The sequence below is a fragment of the Candidatus Pseudomonas auctus genome, from assembly GCF_048654275.1.
GTDB classification, from domain to species: domain Bacteria; phylum Pseudomonadota; class Gammaproteobacteria; order Pseudomonadales; family Pseudomonadaceae; genus Aquipseudomonas; species Aquipseudomonas pharyngis.
This window is the reverse complement of sequence record NZ_JBJYZK010000022.1, coordinates 1-23,945: the sequence shown is the minus strand read 5'-3', so window position 1 is coordinate 23,945 and position 23,945 is coordinate 1. Positions and strand designations below refer to the sequence as shown.

General features: G+C 61.7%; 24 protein-coding genes and 1 tRNA gene. 7 read left to right on the top strand and 18 right to left on the bottom strand.

Annotation, left to right across the window (positions count from 1 at the left end; all coding sequences use genetic code 11):
- Window positions 1–32: 32 nt before the first annotated feature.
- The 12 genes from ACKUG4_RS27400 to ACKUG4_RS27345 all read right to left on the bottom strand — a co-directional run bounded on the left by ACKUG4_RS27400 (window position 33) and on the right by ACKUG4_RS27345 (window position 11,485).
- Window positions 33–629, bottom strand: coding sequence for a nucleotidyltransferase family protein (locus ACKUG4_RS27400; RefSeq protein WP_445435232.1), 597 nt, complete (start codon window positions 627–629; stop codon window positions 33–35).
- A complete protein-coding gene (locus ACKUG4_RS27395; protein ID WP_445435231.1) occupies window positions 626–1,606 on the bottom strand; it encodes an XdhC family protein in 981 nt (326 codons plus the stop codon). The genes ACKUG4_RS27400 and ACKUG4_RS27395 overlap by 4 nt, the downstream gene beginning before the upstream one ends.
- Entirely contained in the window at window positions 1,606–3,927 is a 2,322-nt protein-coding gene (locus ACKUG4_RS27390; protein ID WP_445435230.1) for a xanthine dehydrogenase family protein molybdopterin-binding subunit, read from the bottom strand. The genes ACKUG4_RS27395 and ACKUG4_RS27390 overlap by 1 nt, the downstream gene beginning before the upstream one ends.
- On the bottom strand, window positions 3,924–4,394 hold the full coding sequence (locus ACKUG4_RS27385; protein WP_445435229.1) for a (2Fe-2S)-binding protein: 471 nt from the start codon (window positions 4,392–4,394) through the stop codon (window positions 3,924–3,926). The genes ACKUG4_RS27390 and ACKUG4_RS27385 overlap by 4 nt, the downstream gene beginning before the upstream one ends.
- Before the next feature lie 247 nt (window positions 4,395–4,641).
- The gene (gene murB / locus ACKUG4_RS27380; RefSeq protein WP_445435228.1) at window positions 4,642–5,661 is read right to left on the bottom strand and encodes a UDP-N-acetylmuramate dehydrogenase; all 1,020 of its coding nucleotides are present in this window, start codon (window positions 5,659–5,661) and stop codon (window positions 4,642–4,644) included.
- Window positions 5,658–6,122 (bottom strand): low molecular weight protein-tyrosine-phosphatase, encoded by a 465-nt coding sequence (locus ACKUG4_RS27375; RefSeq protein WP_064598568.1) that lies wholly within the window; start codon window positions 6,120–6,122, stop codon window positions 5,658–5,660. The genes murB and ACKUG4_RS27375 overlap by 4 nt, the downstream gene beginning before the upstream one ends.
- Complete coding sequence (kdsB, locus tag ACKUG4_RS27370) at window positions 6,122–6,886, bottom strand: 3-deoxy-manno-octulosonate cytidylyltransferase (RefSeq protein ID WP_064383500.1); 765 nt, start codon at window positions 6,884–6,886, stop codon at window positions 6,122–6,124. Before kdsB ends, ACKUG4_RS27375 begins: the two co-directional genes overlap by 1 nt.
- Window positions 6,883–7,068, bottom strand: a complete 186-nt coding sequence (locus ACKUG4_RS27365) for a Trm112 family protein (protein ID WP_003179363.1) — start codon at window positions 7,066–7,068, stop codon at window positions 6,883–6,885. The genes kdsB and ACKUG4_RS27365 overlap by 4 nt, the downstream gene beginning before the upstream one ends.
- A gap of 24 nt (window positions 7,069–7,092) precedes the next feature.
- Window positions 7,093–8,103: a tetraacyldisaccharide 4'-kinase gene (lpxK, locus tag ACKUG4_RS27360; protein ID WP_445435227.1), complete on the bottom strand. Its 1,011-nt coding sequence runs from the start codon at window positions 8,101–8,103 to the stop codon at window positions 7,093–7,095.
- The gene (pocB, locus tag ACKUG4_RS27355; RefSeq protein WP_039770694.1) at window positions 8,103–8,531 is read right to left on the bottom strand and encodes a flagellar polar localization protein PocB; all 429 of its coding nucleotides are present in this window, start codon (window positions 8,529–8,531) and stop codon (window positions 8,103–8,105) included. The genes lpxK and pocB overlap by 1 nt, the downstream gene beginning before the upstream one ends.
- On the bottom strand, window positions 8,528–9,163 hold the full coding sequence (gene pocA, locus ACKUG4_RS27350; RefSeq protein WP_163976130.1) for a flagellar polar localization protein PocA: 636 nt from the start codon (window positions 9,161–9,163) through the stop codon (window positions 8,528–8,530). The genes pocB and pocA overlap by 4 nt, the downstream gene beginning before the upstream one ends.
- A 78-nt stretch (window positions 9,164–9,241) precedes the next feature.
- Window positions 9,242–11,485 carry a DNA internalization-related competence protein ComEC/Rec2 gene (locus ACKUG4_RS27345; protein ID WP_445435226.1) on the bottom strand — a complete coding sequence of 748 codons (2,244 nt, stop codon included), beginning with the start codon at window positions 11,483–11,485 and terminating at the stop codon, window positions 9,242–9,244.
- A 136-nt stretch (window positions 11,486–11,621) separates the two neighbouring features.
- On the opposite strand from ACKUG4_RS27345, the gene ACKUG4_RS27340 reads away from it, so the two are divergent.
- Window positions 11,622–12,140 carry a DUF2062 domain-containing protein gene (locus tag ACKUG4_RS27340; RefSeq protein ID WP_085647428.1) on the top strand — a complete coding sequence of 173 codons (519 nt, stop codon included), beginning with the start codon at window positions 11,622–11,624 and terminating at the stop codon, window positions 12,138–12,140.
- 53 nt (window positions 12,141–12,193) lie between these two features.
- Here the strand turns inward: ACKUG4_RS27340 and ACKUG4_RS27335 are convergent, their stop codons facing one another.
- The 4 genes from ACKUG4_RS27335 to ACKUG4_RS27320 all read right to left on the bottom strand — a co-directional run bounded on the left by ACKUG4_RS27335 (window position 12,194) and on the right by ACKUG4_RS27320 (window position 15,362).
- Window positions 12,194–12,973, bottom strand: coding sequence for an ABC transporter permease (locus tag ACKUG4_RS27335; RefSeq protein ID WP_085612112.1), 780 nt, complete (start codon window positions 12,971–12,973; stop codon window positions 12,194–12,196).
- Window positions 12,970–13,902 carry an ABC transporter ATP-binding protein gene (locus ACKUG4_RS27330; RefSeq protein ID WP_064598582.1) on the bottom strand — a complete coding sequence of 311 codons (933 nt, stop codon included), beginning with the start codon at window positions 13,900–13,902 and terminating at the stop codon, window positions 12,970–12,972. The genes ACKUG4_RS27335 and ACKUG4_RS27330 overlap by 4 nt, the downstream gene beginning before the upstream one ends.
- Window positions 13,903–14,035: 133 nt before the next feature.
- Window positions 14,036–14,659, bottom strand: a complete 624-nt coding sequence (locus ACKUG4_RS27325; RefSeq protein WP_064598584.1) for a glutathione S-transferase family protein — start codon at window positions 14,657–14,659, stop codon at window positions 14,036–14,038.
- A 43-nt stretch (window positions 14,660–14,702) separates the two neighbouring features.
- The gene (locus ACKUG4_RS27320) at window positions 14,703–15,362 is read right to left on the bottom strand and encodes a transglutaminase-like domain-containing protein (protein ID WP_064598586.1); all 660 of its coding nucleotides are present in this window, start codon (window positions 15,360–15,362) and stop codon (window positions 14,703–14,705) included.
- A gap of 248 nt (window positions 15,363–15,610) precedes the next feature.
- Between ACKUG4_RS27320 and ACKUG4_RS27315 the strand changes: the two genes are divergently transcribed.
- Window positions 15,611–18,058, top strand: coding sequence for an acyl-CoA dehydrogenase (locus tag ACKUG4_RS27315; RefSeq protein WP_064598588.1), 2,448 nt, complete (start codon window positions 15,611–15,613; stop codon window positions 18,056–18,058).
- Window positions 18,059–18,132: 74 nt separating this feature from the next.
- Entirely contained in the window at window positions 18,133–18,540 is a 408-nt protein-coding gene (locus tag ACKUG4_RS27310) for a PA2817 family protein (RefSeq protein WP_007950758.1), read from the top strand.
- A 57-nt stretch (window positions 18,541–18,597) separates the two neighbouring features.
- On the opposite strand, the gene ACKUG4_RS27305 is transcribed toward ACKUG4_RS27310, so the two are convergent.
- Window positions 18,598–19,593, bottom strand: a complete 996-nt coding sequence (locus ACKUG4_RS27305) for a LysR family transcriptional regulator (RefSeq protein ID WP_445435225.1) — start codon at window positions 19,591–19,593, stop codon at window positions 18,598–18,600.
- Window positions 19,594–19,683: 90 nt separating this feature from the next.
- Here ACKUG4_RS27305 and ACKUG4_RS27300 point away from each other — a divergent pair, with 90 nt between their 5' ends.
- The 4 genes from ACKUG4_RS27300 (at window position 19,684) to ACKUG4_RS27285 (ending at window position 23,744) form a co-directional block, all read left to right on the top strand.
- A complete protein-coding gene (locus ACKUG4_RS27300) occupies window positions 19,684–20,310 on the top strand; it encodes an alanyl-tRNA editing protein (RefSeq protein ID WP_445435224.1) in 627 nt (208 codons plus the stop codon).
- Between the two features lie 89 nt (window positions 20,311–20,399).
- Complete coding sequence (locus tag ACKUG4_RS27295; RefSeq protein WP_064598593.1) at window positions 20,400–21,170, top strand: 2OG-Fe(II) oxygenase; 771 nt, start codon at window positions 20,400–20,402, stop codon at window positions 21,168–21,170.
- Window position 21,171: 1 nt separating this feature from the next.
- Window positions 21,172–21,810 carry a LysE family translocator gene (locus ACKUG4_RS27290; RefSeq protein WP_011335460.1) on the top strand — a complete coding sequence of 213 codons (639 nt, stop codon included), beginning with the start codon at window positions 21,172–21,174 and terminating at the stop codon, window positions 21,808–21,810.
- A 194-nt stretch (window positions 21,811–22,004) separates the two neighbouring features.
- Window positions 22,005–23,744 carry a dipeptidase gene (locus ACKUG4_RS27285; protein ID WP_445435223.1) on the top strand — a complete coding sequence of 580 codons (1,740 nt, stop codon included), beginning with the start codon at window positions 22,005–22,007 and terminating at the stop codon, window positions 23,742–23,744.
- A 125-nt stretch (window positions 23,745–23,869) separates the two neighbouring features.
- On the opposite strand, the gene ACKUG4_RS27280 is transcribed toward ACKUG4_RS27285, so the two are convergent.
- A tRNA-Gly gene (locus ACKUG4_RS27280) sits at window positions 23,870–23,945 on the bottom strand.

Sequence of the window (23,945 nt, the reverse complement as noted above, 5' to 3'; positions counted from 1 at the left end):
CAGGCGGGGCTTTTTTATATCTCAAGGTTTTATCAGGAGGGCGGGAACACCAACGCATCCGGCACATCGATATCCCACACCACACCCGGGTCATCCACCGCGACTTCAATCACCCGACCTTGGGCAAACAGCGGTCTGGCGCCCCGGTCACCGGACAAAGCCATCAGCCCTGCGGCGAACGAGCGGCCAAATCCGACCGGATGCCCGTAGTCACCGTTCAACGTCGGTACGCTGACCGCATCCTCGGCAATCGCCGCCACGACACGCTCAATGCTCGACGGCAGGATGAACGGCATGTCGCCCAGCACAATCAGCCAGCCGTCGGCCTCCGGGCAAGCCGCCACACCCGCCGCAATGCTGTCGCCCATTCCCGTGGACTCGATCGAGACAATGTCACACCCATAAGCCTGCGCCATGCGCATCGCCTGCGGGCGCGCCTCGGTCGTCACCAGCACTCGCTGATCGAGACTCGCCGGCAGGTTGACCAACACCTGCTCGATCACCGAACGCACCGCACCGTCGCGCCCGGTGCAATCGGCCAGCAGCTTGTCCTTGTCGGCACCCGCCACTTCGCGAAAGCGGCTGCCCTCGCCCGCCGCCAGCACAATCACTACGATGGATCGGCTCATACGCTCTCCACGGTCTTCTTCTGTTTGAGCTCGACACCATTCTTGATCGCGACGATTTCCGCCAACAGCGACAGGGCGATTTCCGCCGGTGAATGGCTGCCGATGTGCAAACCGATCGGCCCGTGCAAACGGGCGATGGCCGCTTCCGACAAGCCTAGCTCAGCCAGATTTTCCCGACGCTTGCGGCTGTTGACCCGTGAACCGAGTGCGCCGACGTAGAACGCCTTGGAGTCAAGCGCCGTGAGCAGCGCCATGTCATCCAGCCGTGGGTCGTGAGTCAGCGCGACAATCGCCGTGCGTTCATCGGTCTGGATATTCAGCACTGCTTCGTCCGGCATGCCGGGGACAAAACGTCCATGCTGCTCTTCCCAGCCATAGACGAACTCGGTGCGCGGATCACAGATCAGCACTTCGAAATCCAGCAGCCGCGCCATCTCGGCCACATACCGTGACAACTGCCCGGCGCCGATCAACAGCAGGCGCCAGCGCGGACCGTAAATGGCACGCAGGGTCTGGCCGTCGAAGTTCAAGGTGTCAGCCTTGCCGGCCGGTCGCAACACCACCTCGCCAGTGCCGATGTTCAGCTCGCGCGCGACGATTTCATGGGCCTCGCAACGCTCCAGCAACTCGGCGACCCACGCCGGATCGCCGACCCGCTCCTCGGTCAGGCGCAGGGTGCCTCCGCAAGGCAGGCCGAAGCGCGCCGCTTCTTCCTGCGTCACGCCGTAGGTGATCAACTGCACCGGCGGCCCGTTGGCGGGAATCCGCCCATCGTGCAGCCGGGCGATCAGATCGTCCTCGACACACCCGCCGGACACCGAACCGATCACCACGCCATCTTCGCGCAACGCCAGCATTGCGCCGGGCGCCCGGGGCGCGGTGCCCCAGGTCTGCACCACGCTGAACAACATTACCCGCTGTCCGGCGCGGCGCCATTCGAGCACACTACGCAGGACATTCAGATCGGCGCTGTCCATTACGCTTGCGCCTTCTGCCAGCCCTGCAACTGGTAACGCACCGGCAGGTTACGGATGCGCTGACCGGTGGCGGCGAAGATCGCATTGCACAGCGCCGGCGCAATCGGTGGCACACCCGGTTCGCCGACGCCACCCAGCGGCACCTCGCCCGGCGGCGTTACCAGATGCACCGCGACTTCCTTCGGCGCCAACGACATGCGCGCGACTTCATACATATGGAAGTTGTCTTGCTGCACCTTGCCATCCTTGAAGCTGATTTCGCCCCACACCGCGTTGCCCAGCCCCATCACACACGCCCCTTCGAACTGCGAACGGATGCGCTCGGGGTTGATCTGCGGGCCGCAATCCACGGCGATATCGGCCTTGTGCACGATCAGCGTGCCGTCGTCCTTGACCTCGACTTCGATCACCGCCGCCACATAGGTGACGAAGCTGTAATGCACCGCCAATCCGAGGCCACGACCCTTGGGCAATTGACGCCCCCAACCCGCCGCCTTGGCCGCCGTTTCCAGCACGGTGCGCATGCGCCCGGTGTCGATCGGATAACGCTCGGGGGATTCGCCGTAGTTCCATTCTTCACTGAGCGTGCGTGGGTCGATCTGCCGATCCGGGCCGAGCAACTTGATCTGGTACTTGAGCGGATCCTCCTTGGCTTTGTGCGCCAGTTCATCGACGAAGCTCTGGATCGCGAAGCCATGGGGAATGTTCGACACCGAGCGATACCAGCCGACCCGCGTGTGCACCGTGGCTTCAGGGTTTTCCAGGCGCACGTTGGGAATCGCGTAGGCCATGTTGGTGAATCCCATGCCCAGCTCGAAGGCGGCTTCGTGGTTCATGCCCGGTGCGAACAGCGCGGTGATGCTCGGAGCGACCGTGCGGTGCAACCAGGCGGACGGCAAACCGTCCTTGCCCACGCCGGCCTTGAGGTACTCGGCGGACACGGTGTGAAAATACGAATTGTGGATGTCGTCTTCCCGGGTCCACTGCACACGCACCGCTTTGCCGGGGAATTCCTTGGCGAGAACGGCAGCTTCAACGACGAAGTCCGGTTTGGACTTGCGCCCGAACCCACCGCCCAACAGCGTGACATTGAAGGTGACGTTATCGAATGGCAGCCCCAGGCGTTCGGCGATCCGCTCGCGGGTGACCTGCGGCGCCTGGCTCGGTGCCCAGGCTTCGCAAGTGCCATCCTTGTAACGGGCGATGGCGACCATCGGTTCCATCGGCGCCTGTGCCAGATGCGGCAAGTAATAAGAGGCTTCCAGCGTGCTGGCGGCACCAGCGATGGCTTTGTCGATGTCGCCGGTATTGCGTACCACTTTGCCCGGTTTCAGCGAAGCGGCTTCGATCTCCTTGCGATAGGCGATCGAGTCATAAGTGGCGTTCGGGCCGTCGTCCCACTCGATTTTCAGCGCTTCACGGCCCTTCAATGCCGCCCAGGTATTGCTGGCCACCACAGCCACGCCACCCAACGGCTGAAATTCCGAAGGCAATGGCCGGGGTTCGATCTGGATGACTTTCAGCACGCCCGGCACTTTCAGCGCGGCGCTGTCGTCCACCGACTTGACCTTGCCGCCGTACACCGCCGGACGCGCAATGACCGCGAACAGCATGCCGTCGAAATGCACGTCGGCCCCGTACACCGCGCGGCCATTGACGATGTCGGCACCGTCGATGGCTTTGGTGCCTTCCTTGCCGATATAGCGGAATTCCGACGGCTGCTTGAGCCGCAGACTGTCACGGGCCGGCACCGTCAGGGCACTGGCCGCAGCGGCCAGCTCACCGTAACCCAGCTCACGCCCGGACGGTGTGTGAACGACTTTATGCAGTTGCGCACGGCATTCGCCGACCGGCACCTTCCACTGGGCTGCGGCCGCTTGTTCCAGCATGGTCCGGGCGGCGGCGCCGCAACGGCGCATCGGTTCGTACCAGTGACGCATGCTGCGCGAGCCGTCGGTGTCCTGGTTGCCGAAGCGCACCTCATCACCCGGCGCCTGCTGGACCTTGACGTGCGCCCAGTCGGCTTCCAGTTCATCGGCGACCACCATGGTCAGGCTGGTGCGCACACCCTGGCCCATCTCCGAACGGTTGCAGACCACGGTTACCGTGCCGTCGGCGGCAATGCTGACGTAGACCTTCGGATCGTCGATCCAGCCGTTGGGCATGCCATCGGCGCCGAACTGCTTGGGCTTGTCTTCGGCCAGCGCATCCTGCCAGCCCCAGCTCGCCGCCAGCACCAGCACACCCGTGGCGCCGACGCTCTTGAGGAAGCCCCGGCGACTCAGGTTGCTCAGGGCGAAATCGTTCGGTAGACGGCTCATGCCTTGGCCTCCTTCAGGTGAGTGGATGCCTGACGGATTGCGGTCTTGACCCGGTTGTAGGTGCCGCAACGGCAGATGTTGCCGACCATCGCTTCTTCGATCTGCTCGTCGCTCGGGTTCGGGTTGGTCTTGAGCAACGCGGTGGCGGACATGATCTGCCCGCCCTGGCAGTAACCGCATTGGGCCACAGCGGTGTCGAGCCAGGCTTGCTGGACGATCTGACCGACCGGGTCGGCATGCAGGTTGTCGATGGTGGTCACGTTCTGCCCGACCACCGAACCGATCGGGGTGATGCAACTGCGCGCCGGCGCGCCATCGATATGAATGGTGCACGCACCGCACAGGCCCATGCCGCAGCCGAACTTGGTGCCGTTGTAACCGGCGACGTCGCGGATCGCCCACAACAGCGGCATGTCCTCGGTGACATCGAGTGGATGATCTTGACCATTGAGTTTCAGGGTAATCATGGGCACGCCCGCATATTCTTGGAGGTTATGGGGTCGAGCCATCTGCCACCGCAGGGACGGTAGTGGTTCGCGCAGATCGGCTCAGGCTAATCAGGCTCTCTTGTGCCGACGGGAATGTCTGCACCGGGCCTTTGGTGGAGCAAATGGTTGGTATCGTTAGCTGGCTACGTTAACCCGCGATTAACAAAAAAGCCCTGCACTTTTTAAATAAGTGCAGGGCTTTGGGTTCAGCCTTGAAAGCGTAGCCTCAATACCTGTTGGGCTCCATTTCCAGCTCGACATTGAAACGTTCTGAAATGTCTTTCTGGATGCGCTGCGCCAGATCGAGCAATTGCAGCCCGGTCGCCGCACCGTAGTTGACCAGCACCAGCGCCTGCAATTTATGCACGCCGGCATCGGCCTCGCGAAAGCCCTTCCAACCGGCACGCTCGATCAACCAGCCGGCCGCCAGTTTCATCTGCCCGTCCGGTTGCGCGTAGGCCACCAGATCCGGATGCTGCGCCTTGATCTGTGCAACCACGGCCGCCGGCACCAGCGGGTTCTTGAAGAAGCTGCCGGCATTGCCGAGCACCGCCGGGTCCGGCAGTTTTTCGCTGCGGATGCTGCAAATCGCTCGACTGACGTCTGTCGGCGTCGGTTGCTCGATGCCCTGCTCGGTCAGGCGCTGACGCACCGGACCGTATTCCAGATGCAAATGCGCGACTCGGTCCAGTGCGAAGCGCACCCGCAGAATCAGCCAACGCCCCGGCTGCTGCTTGAACACGCTGTCGCGGTAGGCGAACCGGCATTCCTCCAGGCTGAAGTCGCGCAGCTCGCCGGTCTGGCGATCCAGCGCCGTCAGGCCGGCGAACACATCCTTGATCTCGACGCCGTAAGCACCGATGTTCTGCATCGGCGCAGCGCCAACAGTGCCGGGGATCAGGCTGAGATTCTCCAGTCCCGAAAAACCCTGCGCCAGCGTGTGCTGCACGAACGGGTGCCACGGCTCGCCGGCTTCGGCTTCAATCACCACACGATTGCCGTCGTCGCTGACGACGCGGATGCCACGGCTGGCCATGCGCAGCACCAGTGCCGGAATGTCCGCCGTGAGCAACAGGTTGCTGCCGCCGCCGATCACCAGCAACGGCACGTTGTGAGAAGTCGCGTAAGCCAGGGCATCGCGCACATCGGCGTCACTGTGGGCTTCGGCAAACAGCTGTGCGCGCACATCAACGCCGAAGGTATTGAAGGGTTTCAGGGAAACCTGCGGTTGCACCTGCAAACTCATAACCGCCCCTTCACTTCAATCAACAACTGATCGCAGGCACGCTCGATCAGATCCAGCACCTGCTCGAAGCCCTGATCGCCGTCGTAATACGGATCCGGCACCTCGTCGACTTCACCTTCGTAGCGGCGCAGGAACAAGTCCAGCTCGGCCTTACCGGTGGACGGTTGCAGCGCCTTGAGATTGCGCAGGTTGCTGTTGTCCATGGCGAGGATCAGGTCGTAGCTGGCGAAATCGGCGCGGCTGACCTGCTGCGCGCGTTGCGCCGACAGGTCATAACCGCGCAGCTTGGCCGCCGCCTGGCTGCGCTTGTCCGGCGGATTGCCAACGTGCCAGTCGCCAGTGCCGGCGGAGGCCACTTCGACCTGATCCGCCAGCCCCGCTTCACGCAACTTGTGGCGCAACACGCCTTCGGCGGTGGGCGAACGGCAGATGTTACCCAGGCACACGAACAGAACGCGCATCAGGCCTCCAGCAGGCGACGGACACGCTCGAGGTCTTCGGCGGTGTCGACCCCGGTCGGCGGCGCGATCAACGCGTCAGCCACGTGAATCCGCACGCCGTGCCACAGGGCACGCAGTTGCTCGAGGGATTCGGTGTTTTCCAGCCAGCACGGGCCCCAGCTCACGAAGTCCTGAAGGAAGCCTGCGCGGTAGGCATAAATGCCGATGTGACGACGATACGGCACGCCTTCCGGCAGCACGTCGCGGCTCTTGGCGAAGGCATCGCGGGCCCATGGCAGGGTCGCGCGACTGAAGGTCAGCGCCAGACCGTTGAGGTCGCTGACAACCTTGACCACGTTCGGGTTGAACAGGGTTTCCACGTCCTCGATCGGCTCGGCCAGGGTGGCCATGCGCGCTTCGGTGTGGGCCGCAAGATTCGCGGCGACCTGATCGATCACGCTCGGCGGGATCAGCGGTTCGTCACCCTGCACGTTGACCACGATGGCATCCGGCTCAAGGCCCAGCTTCGCCGCCACTTCGGCCAGACGATCGGTACCGGAGTTGTGATCTTCACGGGTCAGCACCACTTCAGCGCCAAAAGCCTTGCAGGCCTCGACGATACGCGCATCGTCGGTCGCCACGACCACACGGCTGGCGCTGCTTTTGCTGGCCTGTTCCCAGACGTGCTGGATCATCGGCTTGCCGGCGATGTCCAGCAGCGGTTTGCCCGGCAGACGGGTCGAGGCGTAACGCGACGGGATGACAACGGTGAAGGCGGTGGTCATTTATCCAGACGCTCGTCGGTGGTCAGAGTGCGGGCTTCGCTTTCCAGCATGACCGGGATGCCGTCACGGATCGGGTACGCCAGACCGGCGCCCTTGCTGATCAGTTCGGTCTTGTCGGCGCTGAGCTTGAGCGGGCCTTTGCAGACCGGGCAGGCGAGGATGTCGAGCAATTTGGTGTCCATGAACATTCCCTGGATAAAAACGGATTAAGGCAAAAGACGATCCGGCAACAGGCGCATCAACTGCGTGTCGAACCAGGCCACGAAGGCCGGTGACGGCACAGCATCGACCGCCAGGTACCACCAGTCGGCAGCGGCGAAGGCACGGCACTTCACCGCGTCCTTTTCAGTCATCACCACTGGCAATGACGGCGTAAAACTCAAGGCCTGCACGCTGTATTCGGCGTGGTCGGCGAAGGCGTGGGGCACAGGCCGCCAGTCTAGCGCTTCGAGGGTATTGAAGAAACGTTGCGGGTTGCCGATCCCGGCCACCGCGTGCACGGCCTGACCGGGCGGAAAATGATCGAGCGGCCGGCGTTCACCGCTGCGCAGGTTGACCAGCGCCGAGGGCTTGAGACGGAAAGCGAAACCGCCGTCGCGATCCTCAAGGGCGCCGTTGAACAGCACCCCGTCAACGCTTTGCAGGCGCTCGACCGGTTCGCGCAGGGGGCCGGCGGGCAGGCAGCGTTGGTTGCCAAGGCCTCGGGCGGCGTCGATCAGCACCAGTTCCAGATCCCGCGCGAGGCGGTAATGTTGCATACCGTCGTCGGACAGGATCAGGTCCAGCGGCTCGCTGTCCAGCAGGGCTCTGACGGCGGCGCTGCGATCGGGATCGATCATCAGCGGTACGCCGGTGCGCTGCACGATCAGCAACGGCTCGTCGCCGGCGATGTCGGCAGTCTGGTCAGCGTCGACCCGCCACGGCAGTTGCGCCGGTTTGGCGCCGTAACCACGGCTGACCACGCCGACCCGCAGCCCGTGGCGTCGGCAGTGCTCGATCAGCCACAAAATCATCGGCGTCTTGCCGGTGCCGCCGACGGTGATGTTGCCGACCACGATCACCGGCACAGGCGACTGGTAGATCTCACCTTCGCCATCGAGAAACCGCTGACGCTTGCCCGCCACCACGCGGCGGTACAGCCACTCCAGCGGCCGCAACAGCGTCAGGGCCGGGTGCCCCTGATACCACGCGGCGAGCAGACGATCGGACATGGCCATCAGGATTTGGGCGCCGCCTCGACCGTGGTCATGCGCAGATGGCTGAAACCGAGCTTGCCGGCCGCGTCCATGGCGGTGATCACGGATTGGTGCTGAGCCTTGCCGTCAGCACTGATCGACAGCGGCATATTGGTGTCGCCGTTGGCTTCTTTCTGCATGGCTTCCATCAACGTCGCCAGATCGTTTTTCGGGAGAATCCTGTTGTTCACCGAGAACACGCCTTCGGCGCTGATGGCCACGTCCAGTTGCTTGACCTGCTGATCCTCGGCCGGCGAGCCGCTGACCGCTTCCGGCAGGTCGACACGCAGTTGGGTTTCGCGGGTGAAGGTGGTGGTCACGACGAAAAACAGCAACAGGATGAACACCACATCGATCAGCGACGCGAGGTTGATGTCGATGGTTTCCCGGGGCTTGCGACGGAATTTCACGCTTTGCCCCCGGCCAGATCGACGTCACGGTCGCCCTGCACCACTTCCACCAGTTTGATCGCTTCCTGTTCCATGCCCACCACCAGTTCATCGATGCGTCGTTGCAAGAAACGGTGGAAGAACACTGCCGGAATACCGACCATCAGGCCCGCAGCGGTAGTGATCAAAGCCTTGGAAATACCGCCGGCCAGCACCGCAGCATTGGTGGTCATGCCGGAGCCGGTGAAGGCACTGAAGATGTCGATCATGCCCAGCACCGTGCCCAGCAGACCCAGCAACGGCGACATGGCAGCGATGGTGCCCAGCGCGTTGACGTAGCGTTCGAGCTCGTGGATGACCCGGGCGGCGGCCTCTTCGATGCACTCTTTCATGATCTCGCGACCATGCTTGGAGTTGGCCAGGCCCGCGGCGAGGATTTCCCCCAGCGGCGAGTTGGCGCGCAATTCCTTGAGTTTTTCCTTGTTGAGCTGCTTGTCCTTGATCCAGACCCAGACCTGACCCAGCAGATGCTCAGGGGTGACGCGACTGGCGCGCAGGGTCCACAGGCGCTCGGCGACGATCGCCATGGCGGCGATGGAACTCAGAATGATCGGCAACATCATCCAGCCGCCGGATTTGACCAATTCCCACACAGTGACAGCCCCCTCGAAAAAGTGCGCCACTTTACCATACCGGTTCGCGATAAAGACCCGTCGCCCCGACGACCGTGCTCAACGGTACTCCGCCCCCGGCAACGGCGGGTCGCGCCAGAAGCGGCGTTGTTGACGCATCGACCGGGCCGGCTGAAACCGCCCCAGTTGCAGATGAATGGCGCCCTGCTCGGCGCTGTCATGGATGTGTATTCCCTGTTTGCGGTAACGGGCGATGACCGTCGGGTGCGGATGACCGAACGAATTGCCCTGCCCTCGGGAAATCAGCACGGCGTGGGGCTGCAAAACCTTGAGCAAGGCCATCGATGAGGAACTGCGGCTGCCATGGTGCGGGGCTTGCAGCCACTGGGTCGGAACCGCCAGCGCGCTGTTGAGCAAATCCCGCTCGGCATTGGTGTCGATGTCACCGGTCAGCAGCAGCCGCTCGCCGTTGGCTTCGATCTGCAACACGCAGGAACGCTGGTTGCTGTCATGGGCTTCTGCCCATTGCCATAGATGAAAGGCAACGCCGTCCCACTGCCATTGCCGACCGCTTTCACAGGCCTCGGCGTTCAGCGCCTCGGGCAGACCCGGCGGGTCGCCACTGATGACCCGACTGACGGCCAGTCCTTTCGCTACGGCGAGTGCGCCACCCGCGTGATCGGCATCGGCATGGCTGAGCAGCATCAGGTCGAGTCGCTCGACGCCCAACTTGTGCAGGGCTGGCAACACCACCCGCTCGCCGACATCGAAATCGCCGAAGCGCGGGCCGCTGTCGTACAGCAAGGCGTGATGGCGCGTGCGGATCAGAATCGCCAGCCCTTGGCCAACATCAAGCTGCCAGACATCCGCCACGCCTTCGGCCAGTCGCTCCCGGGGCGGAAATGCCAGCACCAGCAGCAACGGCCAGCCCAGCGGGCGCAAAGGAACGCCCCGGGGCAGCAATAACAGCACTGCACCGATGCAACCCAGCGCCACGATCCAGCCCGGCATCGATTCTGCAACCCACGCCGGCCAGCGTCCGGCAATCAGGGCCAGCGCCCGGAACAATCCATCGATCAGTCCGCCGGCCAGCCACAGCAGCCCTTCTCCGACATGAGGAATTGACAGCAACAAAGTCCCGAGCAACGCCGGCGGCAGCACCGCAAAACTGACCCACGGCACCGCCAGCAAATTGGCCAGCGGCCCGCTAAGACTGATCGGCAGACTCAGCGCCAGCAGCACCGGGCACAAGCCGATCGCGATCAACCACTGCGCGCGCGTCCAGGTTTGCCACCAGCGCCACGGCCCCAGACGGCCGCCGAAGGTGAAGATCAACACAGCCACCGCCGCGAAAGACAGCCACAACCCCGGACGCAAGCTGGCCAGCGGATCCATCAACAACACGCCATTGAAGGCCAGCAGCAACGGCCACCATGCGCCGAGATGACGAAAGCGCAAACGCCACAACAGCACCAGCGCAACCATCACGCAGGCCCGTCGTACCGGCACATCGAATCCAGCCAGCAGGCCGTAACCCAGCGCCGCCGCGAATGCCAGACCGCACGCCCAGGGCAGCCAGGGCCAACGCAGCGGCCAAAATCCGAATCGGGCCAACCCGGCGACCAGCGCGTACATCAACGCTGCCAACAGCCCGATGTGCTGGCCGGAAATCACCAGCAGATGCACGGTGCCGGTGTCCTGCAAGATCTGCCAGTCTTCGCGACTGAGGCCGGAACCATCGCCGAGCACCAACGCGGCCAAGGCGCTGTTACGACCCTGGGCGTCAACGGCAAGCAGGCGCTGGCGAATACTGTCGCGCCAGGCCCACTGCGCCGGCGCCAGACGCTGGCCATCCTTCACCGTCCCGGTAGCACCAATGCGTTGCGCCAGCAGCCAGGCCTCGTAATCGAACGCATCCGGATTGAGCAAGCCACCGGGGCGCTTGAGCTTGACCGCCAATCGCCAGCGTTCGCCGCTTTTGACCTCAGGCCCGGCGTACCAAGCCAGGCGCATCAGCGACGGCAGCTTTTCGTGACGCGAGCGCGCATCGGCCAGCTCAAACCGCACGACGCCCTCGGCACTCTGCGGCAAGCCGACGACCCGGCCCTCCACCCAGCGCGTTTCGCCATCCAGCCGGGACGGCAGTCGATCATTCAACGCCAGTTGCGCGTTGAATCCCGCCCATGCGAATCCAAGCAGTAAAAACGCCAGTGGATAGCTGCGAAACGGCAGCAGCATCAGCGCCACCCACGGCAACACCAGCAATAACCCGACCGGCGGCAAGGCCGGTAAAAAAACCGCTGCCAGCAGACCGACCGCCAGCGCCATCATCCCTGTGCGCATAAGCCCGTCCTTGAGAGTCCCACCTTCAGGCATAGCGGTTGCGGGGCACGGGCGTCGTTATCAATTGTCACAAAGTCTGAATGGGCGGTTCGTAGAATCCAGACATACTTGCCGCCTTAACCGACCGAGAAGCCTTATGCCCCGGCGCTTATTCAAACGTTACATGCCCGATCCGACGAGCATCAGGGAACACAAATCCTTACGCTTTCTCGGCACGTTGCTGCATGACCCGAACCTCTGGCACCTAAACCGACACTCGGTGGCCCGCGCCATGGCCGTTGGTCTGTTCGCCGCGTTCCTGCCGATTCCCGCACAAATGCTGGTGGCCGCCGTACTTGCGATCATGGTGCGCGGCAACATGCCGATTGCCGTCAGCCTGGTCTGGCTGACCAATCCGATCACCATGCCGGCGGTGTTCTTCTGCACCTATCAGGCCGGGGCCTGGCTGATGGATGTTCCCGCCCGCACACTTCCAGACGAATTGACCTGGGAATGGATCAGCGGCGAGCTTTCGACCCTGTGGCAACCGTTCCTGCTGGGTTCGGTGGTGGTCGGGCTGGCACTGGGCGCCCTCGCCTACTGTCTGGTGATGCTGTACTGGCGCTGGTGGGTGGCCCGGCAATGGGCGCGGCGCAAGAAAAGTCGCATGCGCTGAATGCAAAACGGCCTCCACTGTGGGAGGCCGTTTTGCATTCAGCATTGAAGAAATCAGGTACGCATTCCGCGCCCGCTCACCAGCAGCCGTGCGCAACCGAAATACAGCGCCACGGTCGCCACCAGCATGAAAGTGATCGCGATACCGATGCGGATGTCCGACACACCGAGGATGCCGTAACGGAAGGCGTTGACCATGTGCAGCACCGGGTTGGCCAGCGACACGGTCTGCCAGAACGGCGGCAGCAAGGTGATCGAATAGAACACACCGCCAAGGTAGGTCAACGGGGTCAGCACGAAGGTCGGGATGATCGAGATGTCATCGAAGTTGCGCGCAAACACCGCGTTGATGAAGCCCAGCAGCGAGAAGATCGTCGCCGTCAGCACCACCACCAGAACGGTCACGCCCAGGTGATGCACCTGCAGACTGGTAAAGAACAACGACAGAATCGTCACGATGACGCCCACCATCAAGCCACGCAGTACGCCGCCAAGGGTGTAGCCGATCAGGATCGTATGCGGTGAAACCGGCGACACCATCAACTCTTCGATGGAGCGCTGGAACTTGCTGCCGAAGAAGCTCGACACCACGTTGCCGTAAGAGTTGGTGATCACCGACATCATGATCAGCCCCGGCACGATGTACTCCATGTAGGTGAAACCGCCCATGTCGCCGATCTGCCGACCGATCAGGTTACCGAAGATCACGAAATACAGAACCATGGTGATCGCCGGCGGCAGCAGGGTCTGCGGCCAGATCCGGGTGAAGCGTCTGACTTCGCGGTAAACGATGGTGTTAAGGGCAACGAGGTTGGGGCGCAGCTCGGAACTCATACCGCCACCTTCGACAGATTTTTCTCCACCAGGGACACGAACAGCTCCTCAAGGCGATTGGTTTTATTGCGCAGGCTCAGCACTTCGATGTTCTGCAGGGCCAGTTGGCCGAACAACGCGGTGATGCCCATGGACTTGTCGACCTGAACCTCCAGGGTATGGCCGTCCACCAGGCGCGCCGGATAGCCCGCCAGTTGCGGCGCAGCACTCAGGCCGTTTTTCAGATCCAGCAGGAAGGTTTCCACATGCAGCTGGCCGAGCAGCTGACGCATGCTGGTGTTCTCGACGATGGTGCCGTGGTCGATGATGCCGATGTTGCGGCACAACTGCTCAGCCTCTTCCAGGTAGTGGGTGGTGAGGATGATGGTGATGCCTTTCTGGTTCAGTTCGGTGAGGAACGTCCACATCGAACGACGCAGTTCGATGTCGACGCCGGCAGTCGGTTCGTCGAGGATCAGCAGACGCGGTTCATGCACCAGCGCACGGGCGATCATCAGACGCCGCTTCATGCCGCCGGACAGCGAACGCGACGGCACATCGCGCTTGTCCCAAAGGCCGAGCTGGGTCAGGTACTGCTCGGCGCGTTCCTTGGCGACCTTCGCCGGAATGCCGTAGTAACCGGCCTGGGTCACGACGATGTCGAACGTCTTTTCGAACTGGTTGAAGTTGAACTCCTGGGGCACCACGCCGATCGAGCGCTTGAGCGCCGCCGGGTTCTTGTCCAGGTCGTGGCCGAAGATATTCACGGTGCCGCTGGTCTTGTTGACCAGGGTCGAGAGGATGCCGATCGTCGTGGATTTGCCGGCGCCGTTGGGGCCGAGCAAGGCGAAGAAGTCACCTTCGGCGACGTCCAGATCGATACCACTCAAGGCCTGGAACCCGTTGCCGTAGGTTTTGGTTAGCTGCCGGATGGACAGAGCGGAACTCATATCGGATTTACGCACCCAGTAAGGAAAAAAGGACTGATAAAAGGCCGGCGGCGAGGAAGACAACCGCAGCGCTCGAGCGCAATGGTGCTTGCCGTCGCCGCACAAGTACAGTCAAGTGTGTCGATAGTAGGTATTAAGTCAACGCGGTCATGACGGCTTTGCGATAGGCCGGACGCTGTTTCAACCGCGCATACCAGGCCTCAAGGTTCGGCTGTGGCGCGCGCTCGATCGGCATCTCGAACCAGGCATAAATGAAACTGCCGAGCGGGATATCGCCCATGCCGATTTCACTCCCGGACAGATACGGCTGGTGCTTCAGTGCCTGATCGGCCATCGCCAGCAAGCCGTCACATTCCTTGATCGCCGCGTGGATGGCCGGCCAGTCCTGCTTATCTGCCGGGGTACGCAGAACGCCCCAGAACACTGTGCGAAACGGTCCGGCAAAACTGGAAGTCGTCCAGTCCATCCACTTGTCAGCGGTGGCGCGGGTCTGCGGATCCGCCGGATACCACGAAGTATCGGCCGCATGTTTTGCCAGCAGGTAACGCACGATGGCATTCGATTCCCACAGCACAAAACCGTCGTCCTGAATCACCGGCACTCGCCCGTTCGGGTTCATCGCCCGGTACTCCGGCGTGTCGACCACACCAAACGCGCCACCGGCATCGATGGCCTCGTAGGCCAGTCCGAGCTCTTCGGCAGCCCACAACGGCTTTCTGACATTCGACGAATTCTTGCGACCCCAGATCTTCAGCATGACCGCCTCTTTTCCAGTAAATGGGCAGGCAGCATACGCCGGATCAGAGGCTGCCGACATCACCGCGCATGTCACTGGACAGTGGCTTCTGCTGATCGTTGAACAGGTGCGGATAACATTTCTGCAGATGTTCGAAGAAAAAAGATTCCGGTACATCGGCGAACTGGCCGTGATCGACCAGGTACTCCATCAGCAGCGCGCCATCGCTGTTGTACGGGTGAAAAACGCTGTCGTTCATGCCGTCGAATTCCAGCGGCGCAACGTTGAACATTTCGCAGAGCTTCTGGTTGAACGCGGGCGTGGCTTTCACCCAGCGATCATTGAGAAACAGCTCGGTATAACCATGCATGGCGAACACTTCGCTTCTCAGCAGTTCAAGCAGACGCGGCGTCGACAGATGATTTTTCACATCCGCCAGACCGATGCGTGCGGGGATCCCGCAATGGCGCGCGCAACCGGCGAGCAACGTGGCCTTGGGCACGCAATAACTCTCACCTGCCGCCAGCGCGTAGCTGCCGCGCAAGGTCTGCGGGTCGCGGCTGAAGGTGTACATGTTGTAACGCACCGCCTCGCGCACGGCGTAATAAAGACTGATCGCCTGCGCGAGCGGATCGCGACTGGCACCACGGTGCTGCTCGGCGAACTCCACCACCGAGGGGTGGTCACTATCGATGAAGCGGCCGGGGCTCAGATACTCGTGCATGACGACATTCTCCTGATTGAGCCCCGAGTCTAGCGAGAGGTTCAGCACAGAGATAACGACGTTTCGGCCAAACATGCACGCAAAGACGCGGAAGCGGCGAACGATTTCCCACGCGTGTTGCCCACCGAACCTACAAAAGACATCCGGGGTTTCCCACGATTTCAATCACCTTGCTCTGACCGCCCCGTTTTGCAGATGCCGTCTAAGCTCTGGAGGGTCGGTTCGCCCTGGTTCACGGAGGATTAAATATGCTGTTGTTGTGGATACTGGTTCTGATCGTCGGCGTGGCGTATCTGGCCCACCGGCGCATCGCCCCGCTGCCGGCGCTGGGCATCGTTGCCGCTTACCTGTTGGCGATGGGAATTTTCAGCCACGCACCGGGCTGGTTGCTGCTGATTTTCTGGGTGGTGCTGGCCCTGGTGGCCGCCCCGTTGCTGTTGCCTGACCTGCGCCGCAAACACTTCACCGCGCCGCTGTTCAGCTGGTTCCAGAAAACCCTGCCACCGATGTCGCAGACCGAGCGCGACGCGATCGACGCCGGCACGGTGTGGTGGGACGGCGAACTGTTCAGCGGCCGTCCGGACTGGGACAAGCTGCTGTCCTATCCCAAGGTTCAATTGAGCGAAGAGGAACAGGCGTTCATCGACGGTCCGACCGAAGAGCTCTGCGCCATGGTCACTGACTGGCAGATCGGCCAGTCGATGGACCTGCCGCCGGAAGCCTGGACTCACATCAAGGAACACGGTTTCTTCGCCCTGATCATCCCCAAGGAGTTCGGAGGCAAGGGTTTCTCCGCCTACGCCCACTCCCAGGTGGCAATGAAACTGGCGACCCGCAGCGGCGACCTCGCCTCCACTGTGATGGTGCCAAACTCCCTCGGCCCAGCCGAACTGCTGCTGCATTACGGCACCGACGAACAACGCAATCATTACCTGCCACGGCTGGCCCGGGGCGACGACATTCCGTGCTTTGCTTTGACCGGCCCGCTTGCCGGCTCCGACGCCGGCGCCATGCCCGACACCGGGATCATCTGCAAAGGCGAATGGGAAGGCCAGGAAACCCTCGGCCTGCGCCTGAACTGGGAAAAACGCTACATCACCCTCGGCCCGGTCGCGACCTTGCTCGGCCTGGCCTTCAAGGCCTATGACCCGGATCACCTGCTCGGCGACAAGGAAGACCTCGGCATCAGCCTGGCGCTGATCCCGACCGACACCCCCGGCGTGGAAATCGGTCGTCGCCACCTGCCGCTGGGCGCTGCGTTCATGAACGGCCCGAACTCCGGCAAGGACGTATTCATCCCGCTGGACTTCCTCATCGGCGGCCAGGACATGCTCGGCAAAGGCTGGATGATGCTGATGAACTGCCTGTCGGTCGGGCGTTCTATCTCGCTGCCGGCAGTGGGTACCGGCGCGGCCAAGTTCACCAGTCTGGTAACCGGGCAGTACGCGCAGATTCGCGAGCAGTTCAACGTGCCACTCTCAGCATTCGAAGGCATCCAGGAAGCCATGGCGCGGATCGGCGGCAACGCCTGGATGATGGACGCCGCACGGATGCTGACCGCCAACGCGGTGGATCTGGGCGAGAAGCCTTCCGTGCTGTCGGCGATCCTCAAGTACCACCTCACCGAACGCGGTCGCGAGTGCATCAGCCACGCCATGGACGTACACGGCGGCAAGGCGATCATCATGGGCCCGAACAACTACCTGGGTCGCAGCTGGAACGGCGCGCCGATCTTCATCACCGTGGAAGGCGCGAACATTCTTTCGCGCAACCTGATGATCTTCGGCCAGGGCGCCATCCGCTGCCATCCGTTCGTGCTCAAGGAAATGGCCCTCGCCGGACGCGAGGACAAGGACCAGGCGCTCAAGGAATTCGATGGCCTGCTGCTCAAGCACATAGGCTTTGCCGTGAGCAACGCCGCCAGCACCCTGGTGTTGAACCTTGGCTTCGGCCATTTCGAACATGCGCCGGGCGACAAGCTCAGCCAGGGCTATTTCCGTGCGCTGAACCGTCAGGCTGCCGCGTTTGCCATGCTTGCCGACCTGAGCATGATGTTGCTGGGTGGCGAACTGAAACGCCGCGAGCGTCTGTCGGCACGATTGGGCGATGTGCTGAGCAACCTGTATCTGGCGTCGGCGGCGCTCAAGCGTTATCACGACCTCGATTCCCCGGCGTACATGGAACCGCTGTTCAGATGGGCCATGGAAGAAAGCCTCGGCCAGTCGGAAAAGGCGCTGGATGAACTGCTGACCAACTTCCCGAACCGAGTCTTTGGCTGCCTGTTGCGCGTGATCGTGTTCCCGTTCGGCCGCCGTCACAAAGGGCCTTCGGACAAACTCGGTGCCGAGGTGGCTGCGGTCATCGGCCGGGCCAAGGGCGATCCGGCGCTGGAAGAACTGCTTGCCGGCTGCTATCGCCCGCAATCGACCGATGATGCAGTCGGTGCGCTGCAACACGCCTGCGATCAACTGAACGCTGCGCAACCGCTGCACAAGAAATTGCACTCGTCGCTCAAGAGCGGTCAGGTCAAACCGGTAGCTGGCGAACACGCCATCGATGCGGCGCTGGAAGCCGGCGTGTTGCAGGCCGTGGAAGCCCAGACCCTGCGTGATGCCGAAGCGGCGCGGCGCAAGGTGATCGATGTCGATGATTTCGACAAGGAGCAACTCAAACCCGCGGAAGGCAAAATCCGCTGATCCCTTCAATCAGTGAAAAACGGGCGCGGGCGCTTTATACTCCCGCGCCCGTTTTGCTCTTGAGGACTTATCTCGTGTCCAACGTCGTTGCCGATCATCTGGTTTTGCTCGACCATCTGCGCAGTATCCTGGTCGCCGTAGGTGAGGCCGATCAGGTTCCCGAAGAAAGCCATGCCCTGTTCCTGGAGCGTTTCGACGAACTGCTGGCGTCACTGCCGATCGAGCCAATCGAAAGCCAATACCTGGGCCAGGATATCCTGACTCAAGTGATTACCCGTTACCCGCAAATTGCCCACCTGATCCCGCGGGATCTGCTGTGGTTCTTCGCCGGCGACTGCCTGCATTACCTGTCCGACGAAGAAATCGACATGTATCAGGCACTGGAAGAACGCCGCTACGAAGCCGAGCAGAACGACGAACCGTTCGACTGGAATCAGGAAAAGCAGCTGCTGGCGATGTCCGCCCAGGACAGCAAGCACTGATTTTCCCCGGTAATGAAAAAGCCCGCATGGTGATCCATGCGGGCCTTTTTTATGGAATCAAAGCAGCCCTTCACTCTCGGGCAATTCGTACTCGGCCAACGGTTTCGCACCGCCAGACTTCCCCGGCTTGCTCAGGGTCGGCTCTTTCTCCAGACACTCCACCAGATAGTCGATGAATACCCGCAGCTTCGGCGGCAGATAGCGCGTCGGCGAATGCAGCAACCACAATCCGCCGTGGTACGACGCCAGGAACGTCCAGTCCGGCAACACCTGCACGATCAGCCCCTGCTCCAGCGCATAACGGGCGGTGAAATACGGCAGGCTGCCAATACCGATGTGTTGCAACACGGCGCCCAGACGCACGCCGGTGTGATTGGCGGCATACCGGCCGCGTACGCCGACGGTAACGGCTTTGGTGCCCTTCTTGAATTTCCAGCGCGCATCACTCGGGGTTTCGCCCAGGTAAATGCAACTGTGGTTGAGCAAGTCGTGGGGATGAGTCGGCGTCCCGTGTTCAGCCAGGTATTGCGGCGTCGCACAGAGCAAATGGTCGATGGTCAGCAGTTGTCGTCCCACCAGTCCGGCCGGTGGACGATCCGTGATGCGAATGGCCAGGTCGACATGGTCATCGATCAGGTCGACCTGGCGGTCCTCCAGCAACAGCTCCACGTCGACCTTCGGGTAGCGCCGCAGAAACTCCGGCATGTGCGGATGAATCACGAATCGCCCCACCGCTTTCGGCACGCTGACCCGCACCAGACCTTCGGCTTCGTGGTTGAACTGGCCGCTGATCTCCATCACCGACTTGGCGGCGCTGACCATTTCCTGGCAGCGCTTGAACACCTCTTCCCCGCCATCGCTCAAGCGCAGTTTGCGCGTGGTGCGTTGCAGCAGCCGCGTGGCCAGCGCTTTCTCCAGCCGGGAAATACTGCGACTGACTGCCGATGGCGATGAGCCCAACTGGCGAGCGGCTTCGGAGAAACTGCCGGTCTCGACGACCTTGACGAAAATCGCCATCTCACCAAGCAGCGGCAGGGGAAGATTTATGCTCACAGCGCAACAGTCCTTTGATGTTTGAACGGATTATCACGTTATTGCACGATTCATATAATTAAAAAAGAAACTTTAATAAGGGCATGGAATATGACGCTTCGCCTCTTTTTCCATAGTGACGACCTCAAGGCCAATGTGGAAGTCCTCGACTGCACGCCCCACGAGAACGAATTCGCCGTTGTGTTGCGCGCCACGCTTTTCCATCCCCAGGGCGGTGGCCAACCCTGCGATACCGGTTGGATTGGCGAAAGCAAGGTTCTGCGCGTCGTCCAGGAACCGGACCGGATCATTCATTTTGTCGATCAGCCGGTGCCACTGGGCATGACCCAGATTCGCGTCGACGAAGAACGCCGCCGCTTCAACACCCGCATGCACTCTGCCGGACATTTGATCGGCCACTTCGTCCAGGCCATGGGCTGGATGCCGATCAAGGCGCACCACTGGCCGGACGAGGGCCGGGTTCAATTCAAACCCGGAGATTCGGCCCAGGAAGTCGATGCGCAAACCGTTCAATACGGCATCGGGCAATGGATCGAACACGACCTGCCACGCCTGACGTCCCTGCGCGAAGGCGCGCGGGAAATCGGTTTCGGTGAACTGCCAGCCTATGGCTGCGGTGGCACCCATGTACGCAGCCTGAAGGATTTGGGCACAGTCACGATCGCGTCCCTTTCGCAGAAGAAAGGCACGTTGTCCGTCCACTACAACGTGGATTGAGGATTTCGGACGCTGCCAGATGCAGCGTCCGACGCCGGGGAACCGCGTTCGCCGGTTCCGTTGACTATTCGATAGATGGACCTGAAACCATGATGCTTGACGTCGAGCGTCTCGATGAGACGTGCATAAAAAAACTGGCCAACGAAGAAGTCCTCGCCATCCGCTTCAAAGGCTTTCTGCCCCAGGCGCAGGCAATCCAGATTGGCGACAAGATCCTCGCCCCCGGCTTCGAGGGCTACATCAATGCGCCGAGCATCGGCCGCATCGGCATGGCGTTCTACGAGGCGGAAAACCAGCCGCTGCTGATCGAAGATTATTTCGAGCGCGCCACCAGCAACATCGCCGAACTACGTAACCGTTGCGCACCCTACTCGTCGCCGGTCGATACCTTGCGCTGCATGCTCGACGAATCCTGGCCGGCGGGTGCCCACCTGGAAAACCTCTATGGTCGCAAGATGTACGTCGGCCTGTCCCGGGTGGTGAAACCGGGAGTGTGCTTTCTGGCCCACCACGACATCTTCGCCAAGGACGCCCCGGACAGTTTTCAGGCCCGCAGCCTGGAGGCGCAGTTTGCCTGCAACGTCTACCTCAACATGCCGACCGAAGGCGGCGCGTTGCAGATGTGGGAAGACGACATTTCCCCGGACCGCTTCGACGAAATGCGCGGCGACAGCTACGGCATCGACCCGGCACTGCTCGGCCCGCCCGCCCTCGAAGTTCGCCCGGAACCGGGGGATTTCATCATGTTCAATTCGCGTCGCATGCACTCGGTAACGCCGGGCGTGGCCGATCCGCGCTTGAGCCTTTCGTTTTTTGTCGGCTATCGCGGCAATGCCTCACCCCTGACTTTCTGGAGCTGAAATGACATCGAATTATCTGGGCGAGTTTCTGGCGCTGGCCACCATCCACTTTCTGGCCGTGGTCGCACCCGGCCCGGACTTCGCCGTGACCATCCGCCAGAGTGTGCGTTTCGGTCGTTTGGTCGGCATCTGCACGGCACTGGGCATCGGCGCGGGGATTTCCGTGCACGTGCTGTACACCCTGCTGGGCGTCGGCGCCTTGATGCACACCACGCCGTGGTTGCTGACCGTCGCCAAAGTGGTCGGCGGTGCTTACATTCTTTATCTGGGCGTCAGCCTGATCCGCAGCAAACCCAAGACGACAATGGAAGGCGAAAAGACCAGTGACGAACCACTGGTCGAGCAATCGCTGTTCAAGGCGTTTTCCACTGGTTTCCTGACCAACGCCACCAACCCCAAGGCCACACTGTTTTTCCTGGCGATCTTCACCACGATCATCAGCGCCAGCACGCCGCTGCAAATCCAGGCCCTGTACGGGTTGTGGATGTGCGGGGTGAATGCGTTGTGGTTCGTGATCGTCGCGCTGTTCTTTTCCAGCAGCAAAGTGCGCGTGCTGTTCATGCGCATGGGCCACTGGTTCGAGCGCAGCATGGGGGTGATTCTGATCCTGTTTGCCGGGCGTCTGGTGCTGTCGATGTAAGCATGCTGATCGGAGAAGCCCGATCCAGACAGATTGGACGGGCTTTTTCGATTCTGCGCCGCTTTTGCATTTCTGTGCGACGCGTCCCACTTCGGGGGCTCCCGGGCACGCTCGTGTGGTGTTAGTTTGCGAGACCGTCTGACGCATCGGTCAGACAACTCCTTCTCACCGCCTGCAAAGGAATGCCCTTAGCAATGGATTTTTCACTCAAGCAACTGGCCGCGTCGACACTGATCCTGGCCAGCCTTTCATCCGTCACACTGCCAGCCCATGCCAACCTTACCGAGCAGCAGAGCGCGACCATTCTCAAGAACTTCAATGAGGCAAAGATCAGTGACTTCAGAGCATTTCTCGGTGATCTGGCCAAGAACGACCTGAGCAAGACCGACGATCTGCGCCCTGCCATCAGCGCCTTCCTCGACAACAAGACGCTGACCGCCGAACAGCAAAACGAAATCCATCGCCTGCTCGGTCTCTACACCCGCGTGAAGTACGGCAAGGCCGCCCTGGAAACCCTGCGCGAACTGGTGGAAATCCCGACCTTCCGCAAGGATGGCGTCGATCAGCATGACAACCCCGAATTCATCAAGATCGCCGACAAGATCAAGGATCTGGCTGAGTCGTTCGGCCTGAAGTATCGCAACGTCGACAACCGCGTCTACGAAATCTCCCTCGACGGCAGCGGCAAGGACGTCGTCGGCATTCATGCTCACGCCGACGTGGTGCCGGTAACGCCGGAAAACTGGGTGCTGAAGGACGGCACCAAACTCGACCCGTTCAAGGTCACGCTGATCGGCGACCGCATGTACGGCCGCGGCACCGAGGACGATAAAAACGGCATCGTCGTGACGCTGTATGCCATGAAGGTGATCAAGGAAGAGAAGCTGCCACTGGCGCGCAATTTCAAACTGCTGGTGGACACCACCGAAGAAACTACCGGTGACGCGATTCCCTACTACTTCGAACGCAACCCGACGCCCGAGTACAACCTGGCACTGGATGGCGGCTATCCCGTAGTGATTGCGGAAAAAGGCTACGGCACCGTCATGGCCAAGTTCGCCAAGCGCAAGGCCGAGGGTAAAGGCGCGGAAATCGCCTCGATGACCGGCGGCCTGGCGACCAACCAGATTCCATCGGTTTCGGTCGTCACGCTGGTGACAGACAAACCCGCCGAGCTTGCGGCCAGCCTGCAAAAGGCCGGCACTGAATACGCCAAGCGCAATGGCGGCGATTTCGAAGTGAACGCCAAGGTCGATGGCAAAGACGTCAAACTCACCGTGACCGGTGTTTCCGCGCACTCGTCCGAGCCAGAATCCGGCGTTAATCCGGTCGCGCGCATGCTCGACTTCATCCACAGCGTGGACGGCAAGATCGCCTTCAAGCACAACCACATCACCGACGCTGCCCACTACGCCGCCGACAACTGGGGCCTGGATTACAAGGGTGGCAAGTTGGGCGTCGGTTTCGCCGATGATTTCATGGGCCCGCTGACCACGTCCCCGACCTACGTCGGCATGGACGACAAAACCTTCAAACTCGCGGTCAACCTGCGCGTGCCGAAGGGCAAGTCGCCGGAAGTGCTCAAGCGCGAAATCGCCGACAAACTGGCGGCCTGGAGCAAGAAGACCCATGTCGCGGTCAACTTCGACTATTCGATCGCCGAACCGATGTACCGCAACCCAGAAGGTGAGTGGGTCAAGGCGCTGCTGGCCGTGGCCACCGAAAACCTGGGCATGAAACACGAATTCGGCACTTCGGCCGGCGCCACCTCGGTGCATGAACTGCCGAACGGCGTGCAATTCGGCCTGGCGCGACCTGAGGTCAAGTACACCGGTCACACCGATGGCGAATTCAAGACCGTTGACCAGTTCCTGCTGGACCTGCAGATCGTCACCGAAATGATGGGACGCATCGGGCAGTTGCCGAAGCTCTGATCACGTACCGGGCTCGCCACATTGGCGGGCCCACAAAAAAAGGACCGTGAGGTCCTTTTCTATTGGCTGACAAAAACAGCACAAACAAAAACGCCGCTCATCACTGAGCGGCGTTTTTGTGAATTTGGAGCGGGAAACGAGACTCGAACTCGCGACCCCGACCTTGGCAAGGTCGTGCTCTACCAACTGAGCTATTCCCGC

Coding starts and splice junctions, on each gene's coding strand:
- ACKUG4_RS27400 (WP_445435232.1), bottom strand. CDS start 629: ATGAGCCGATCCATCGTAGTGATTGTGCTGGCGGCGGGCGAGGGCAGC.
- ACKUG4_RS27395 (WP_445435231.1), bottom strand. CDS start 1,606: ATGGACAGCGCCGATCTGAATGTCCTGCGTAGTGTGCTCGAATGGCGC.
- ACKUG4_RS27390 (WP_445435230.1), bottom strand. CDS start 3,927: ATGAGCCGTCTACCGAACGATTTCGCCCTGAGCAACCTGAGTCGCCGG.
- ACKUG4_RS27385 (WP_445435229.1), bottom strand. CDS start 4,394: ATGATTACCCTGAAACTCAATGGTCAAGATCATCCACTCGATGTCACC.
- murB (WP_445435228.1), bottom strand. CDS start 5,661: ATGAGTTTGCAGGTGCAACCGCAGGTTTCCCTGAAACCCTTCAATACC.
- ACKUG4_RS27375 (WP_064598568.1), bottom strand. CDS start 6,122: ATGCGCGTTCTGTTCGTGTGCCTGGGTAACATCTGCCGTTCGCCCACC.
- kdsB (WP_064383500.1), bottom strand. CDS start 6,886: ATGACCACCGCCTTCACCGTTGTCATCCCGTCGCGTTACGCCTCGACC.
- ACKUG4_RS27365 (WP_003179363.1), bottom strand. CDS start 7,068: ATGGACACCAAATTGCTCGACATCCTCGCCTGCCCGGTCTGCAAAGGC.
- lpxK (WP_445435227.1), bottom strand. CDS start 8,103: ATGGCCATGTCCGATCGTCTGCTCGCCGCGTGGTATCAGGGGCACCCG.
- ACKUG4_RS27345 (WP_445435226.1), bottom strand. CDS start 11,485: ATGCGCACAGGGATGATGGCGCTGGCGGTCGGTCTGCTGGCAGCGGTT.
- ACKUG4_RS27340 (WP_085647428.1), top strand. CDS start 11,622: ATGCCCCGGCGCTTATTCAAACGTTACATGCCCGATCCGACGAGCATC.
- ACKUG4_RS27335 (WP_085612112.1), bottom strand. CDS start 12,973: ATGAGTTCCGAGCTGCGCCCCAACCTCGTTGCCCTTAACACCATCGTT.
- ACKUG4_RS27330 (WP_064598582.1), bottom strand. CDS start 13,902: ATGAGTTCCGCTCTGTCCATCCGGCAGCTAACCAAAACCTACGGCAAC.
- ACKUG4_RS27325 (WP_064598584.1), bottom strand. CDS start 14,659: ATGCTGAAGATCTGGGGTCGCAAGAATTCGTCGAATGTCAGAAAGCCG.
- ACKUG4_RS27320 (WP_064598586.1), bottom strand. CDS start 15,362: ATGCACGAGTATCTGAGCCCCGGCCGCTTCATCGATAGTGACCACCCC.
- ACKUG4_RS27315 (WP_064598588.1), top strand. CDS start 15,611: ATGCTGTTGTTGTGGATACTGGTTCTGATCGTCGGCGTGGCGTATCTG.
- ACKUG4_RS27300 (WP_445435224.1), top strand. CDS start 19,684: ATGACGCTTCGCCTCTTTTTCCATAGTGACGACCTCAAGGCCAATGTG.
- ACKUG4_RS27295 (WP_064598593.1), top strand. CDS start 20,400: ATGATGCTTGACGTCGAGCGTCTCGATGAGACGTGCATAAAAAAACTG.
- ACKUG4_RS27290 (WP_011335460.1), top strand. CDS start 21,172: ATGACATCGAATTATCTGGGCGAGTTTCTGGCGCTGGCCACCATCCAC.
- ACKUG4_RS27285 (WP_445435223.1), top strand. CDS start 22,005: ATGGATTTTTCACTCAAGCAACTGGCCGCGTCGACACTGATCCTGGCC.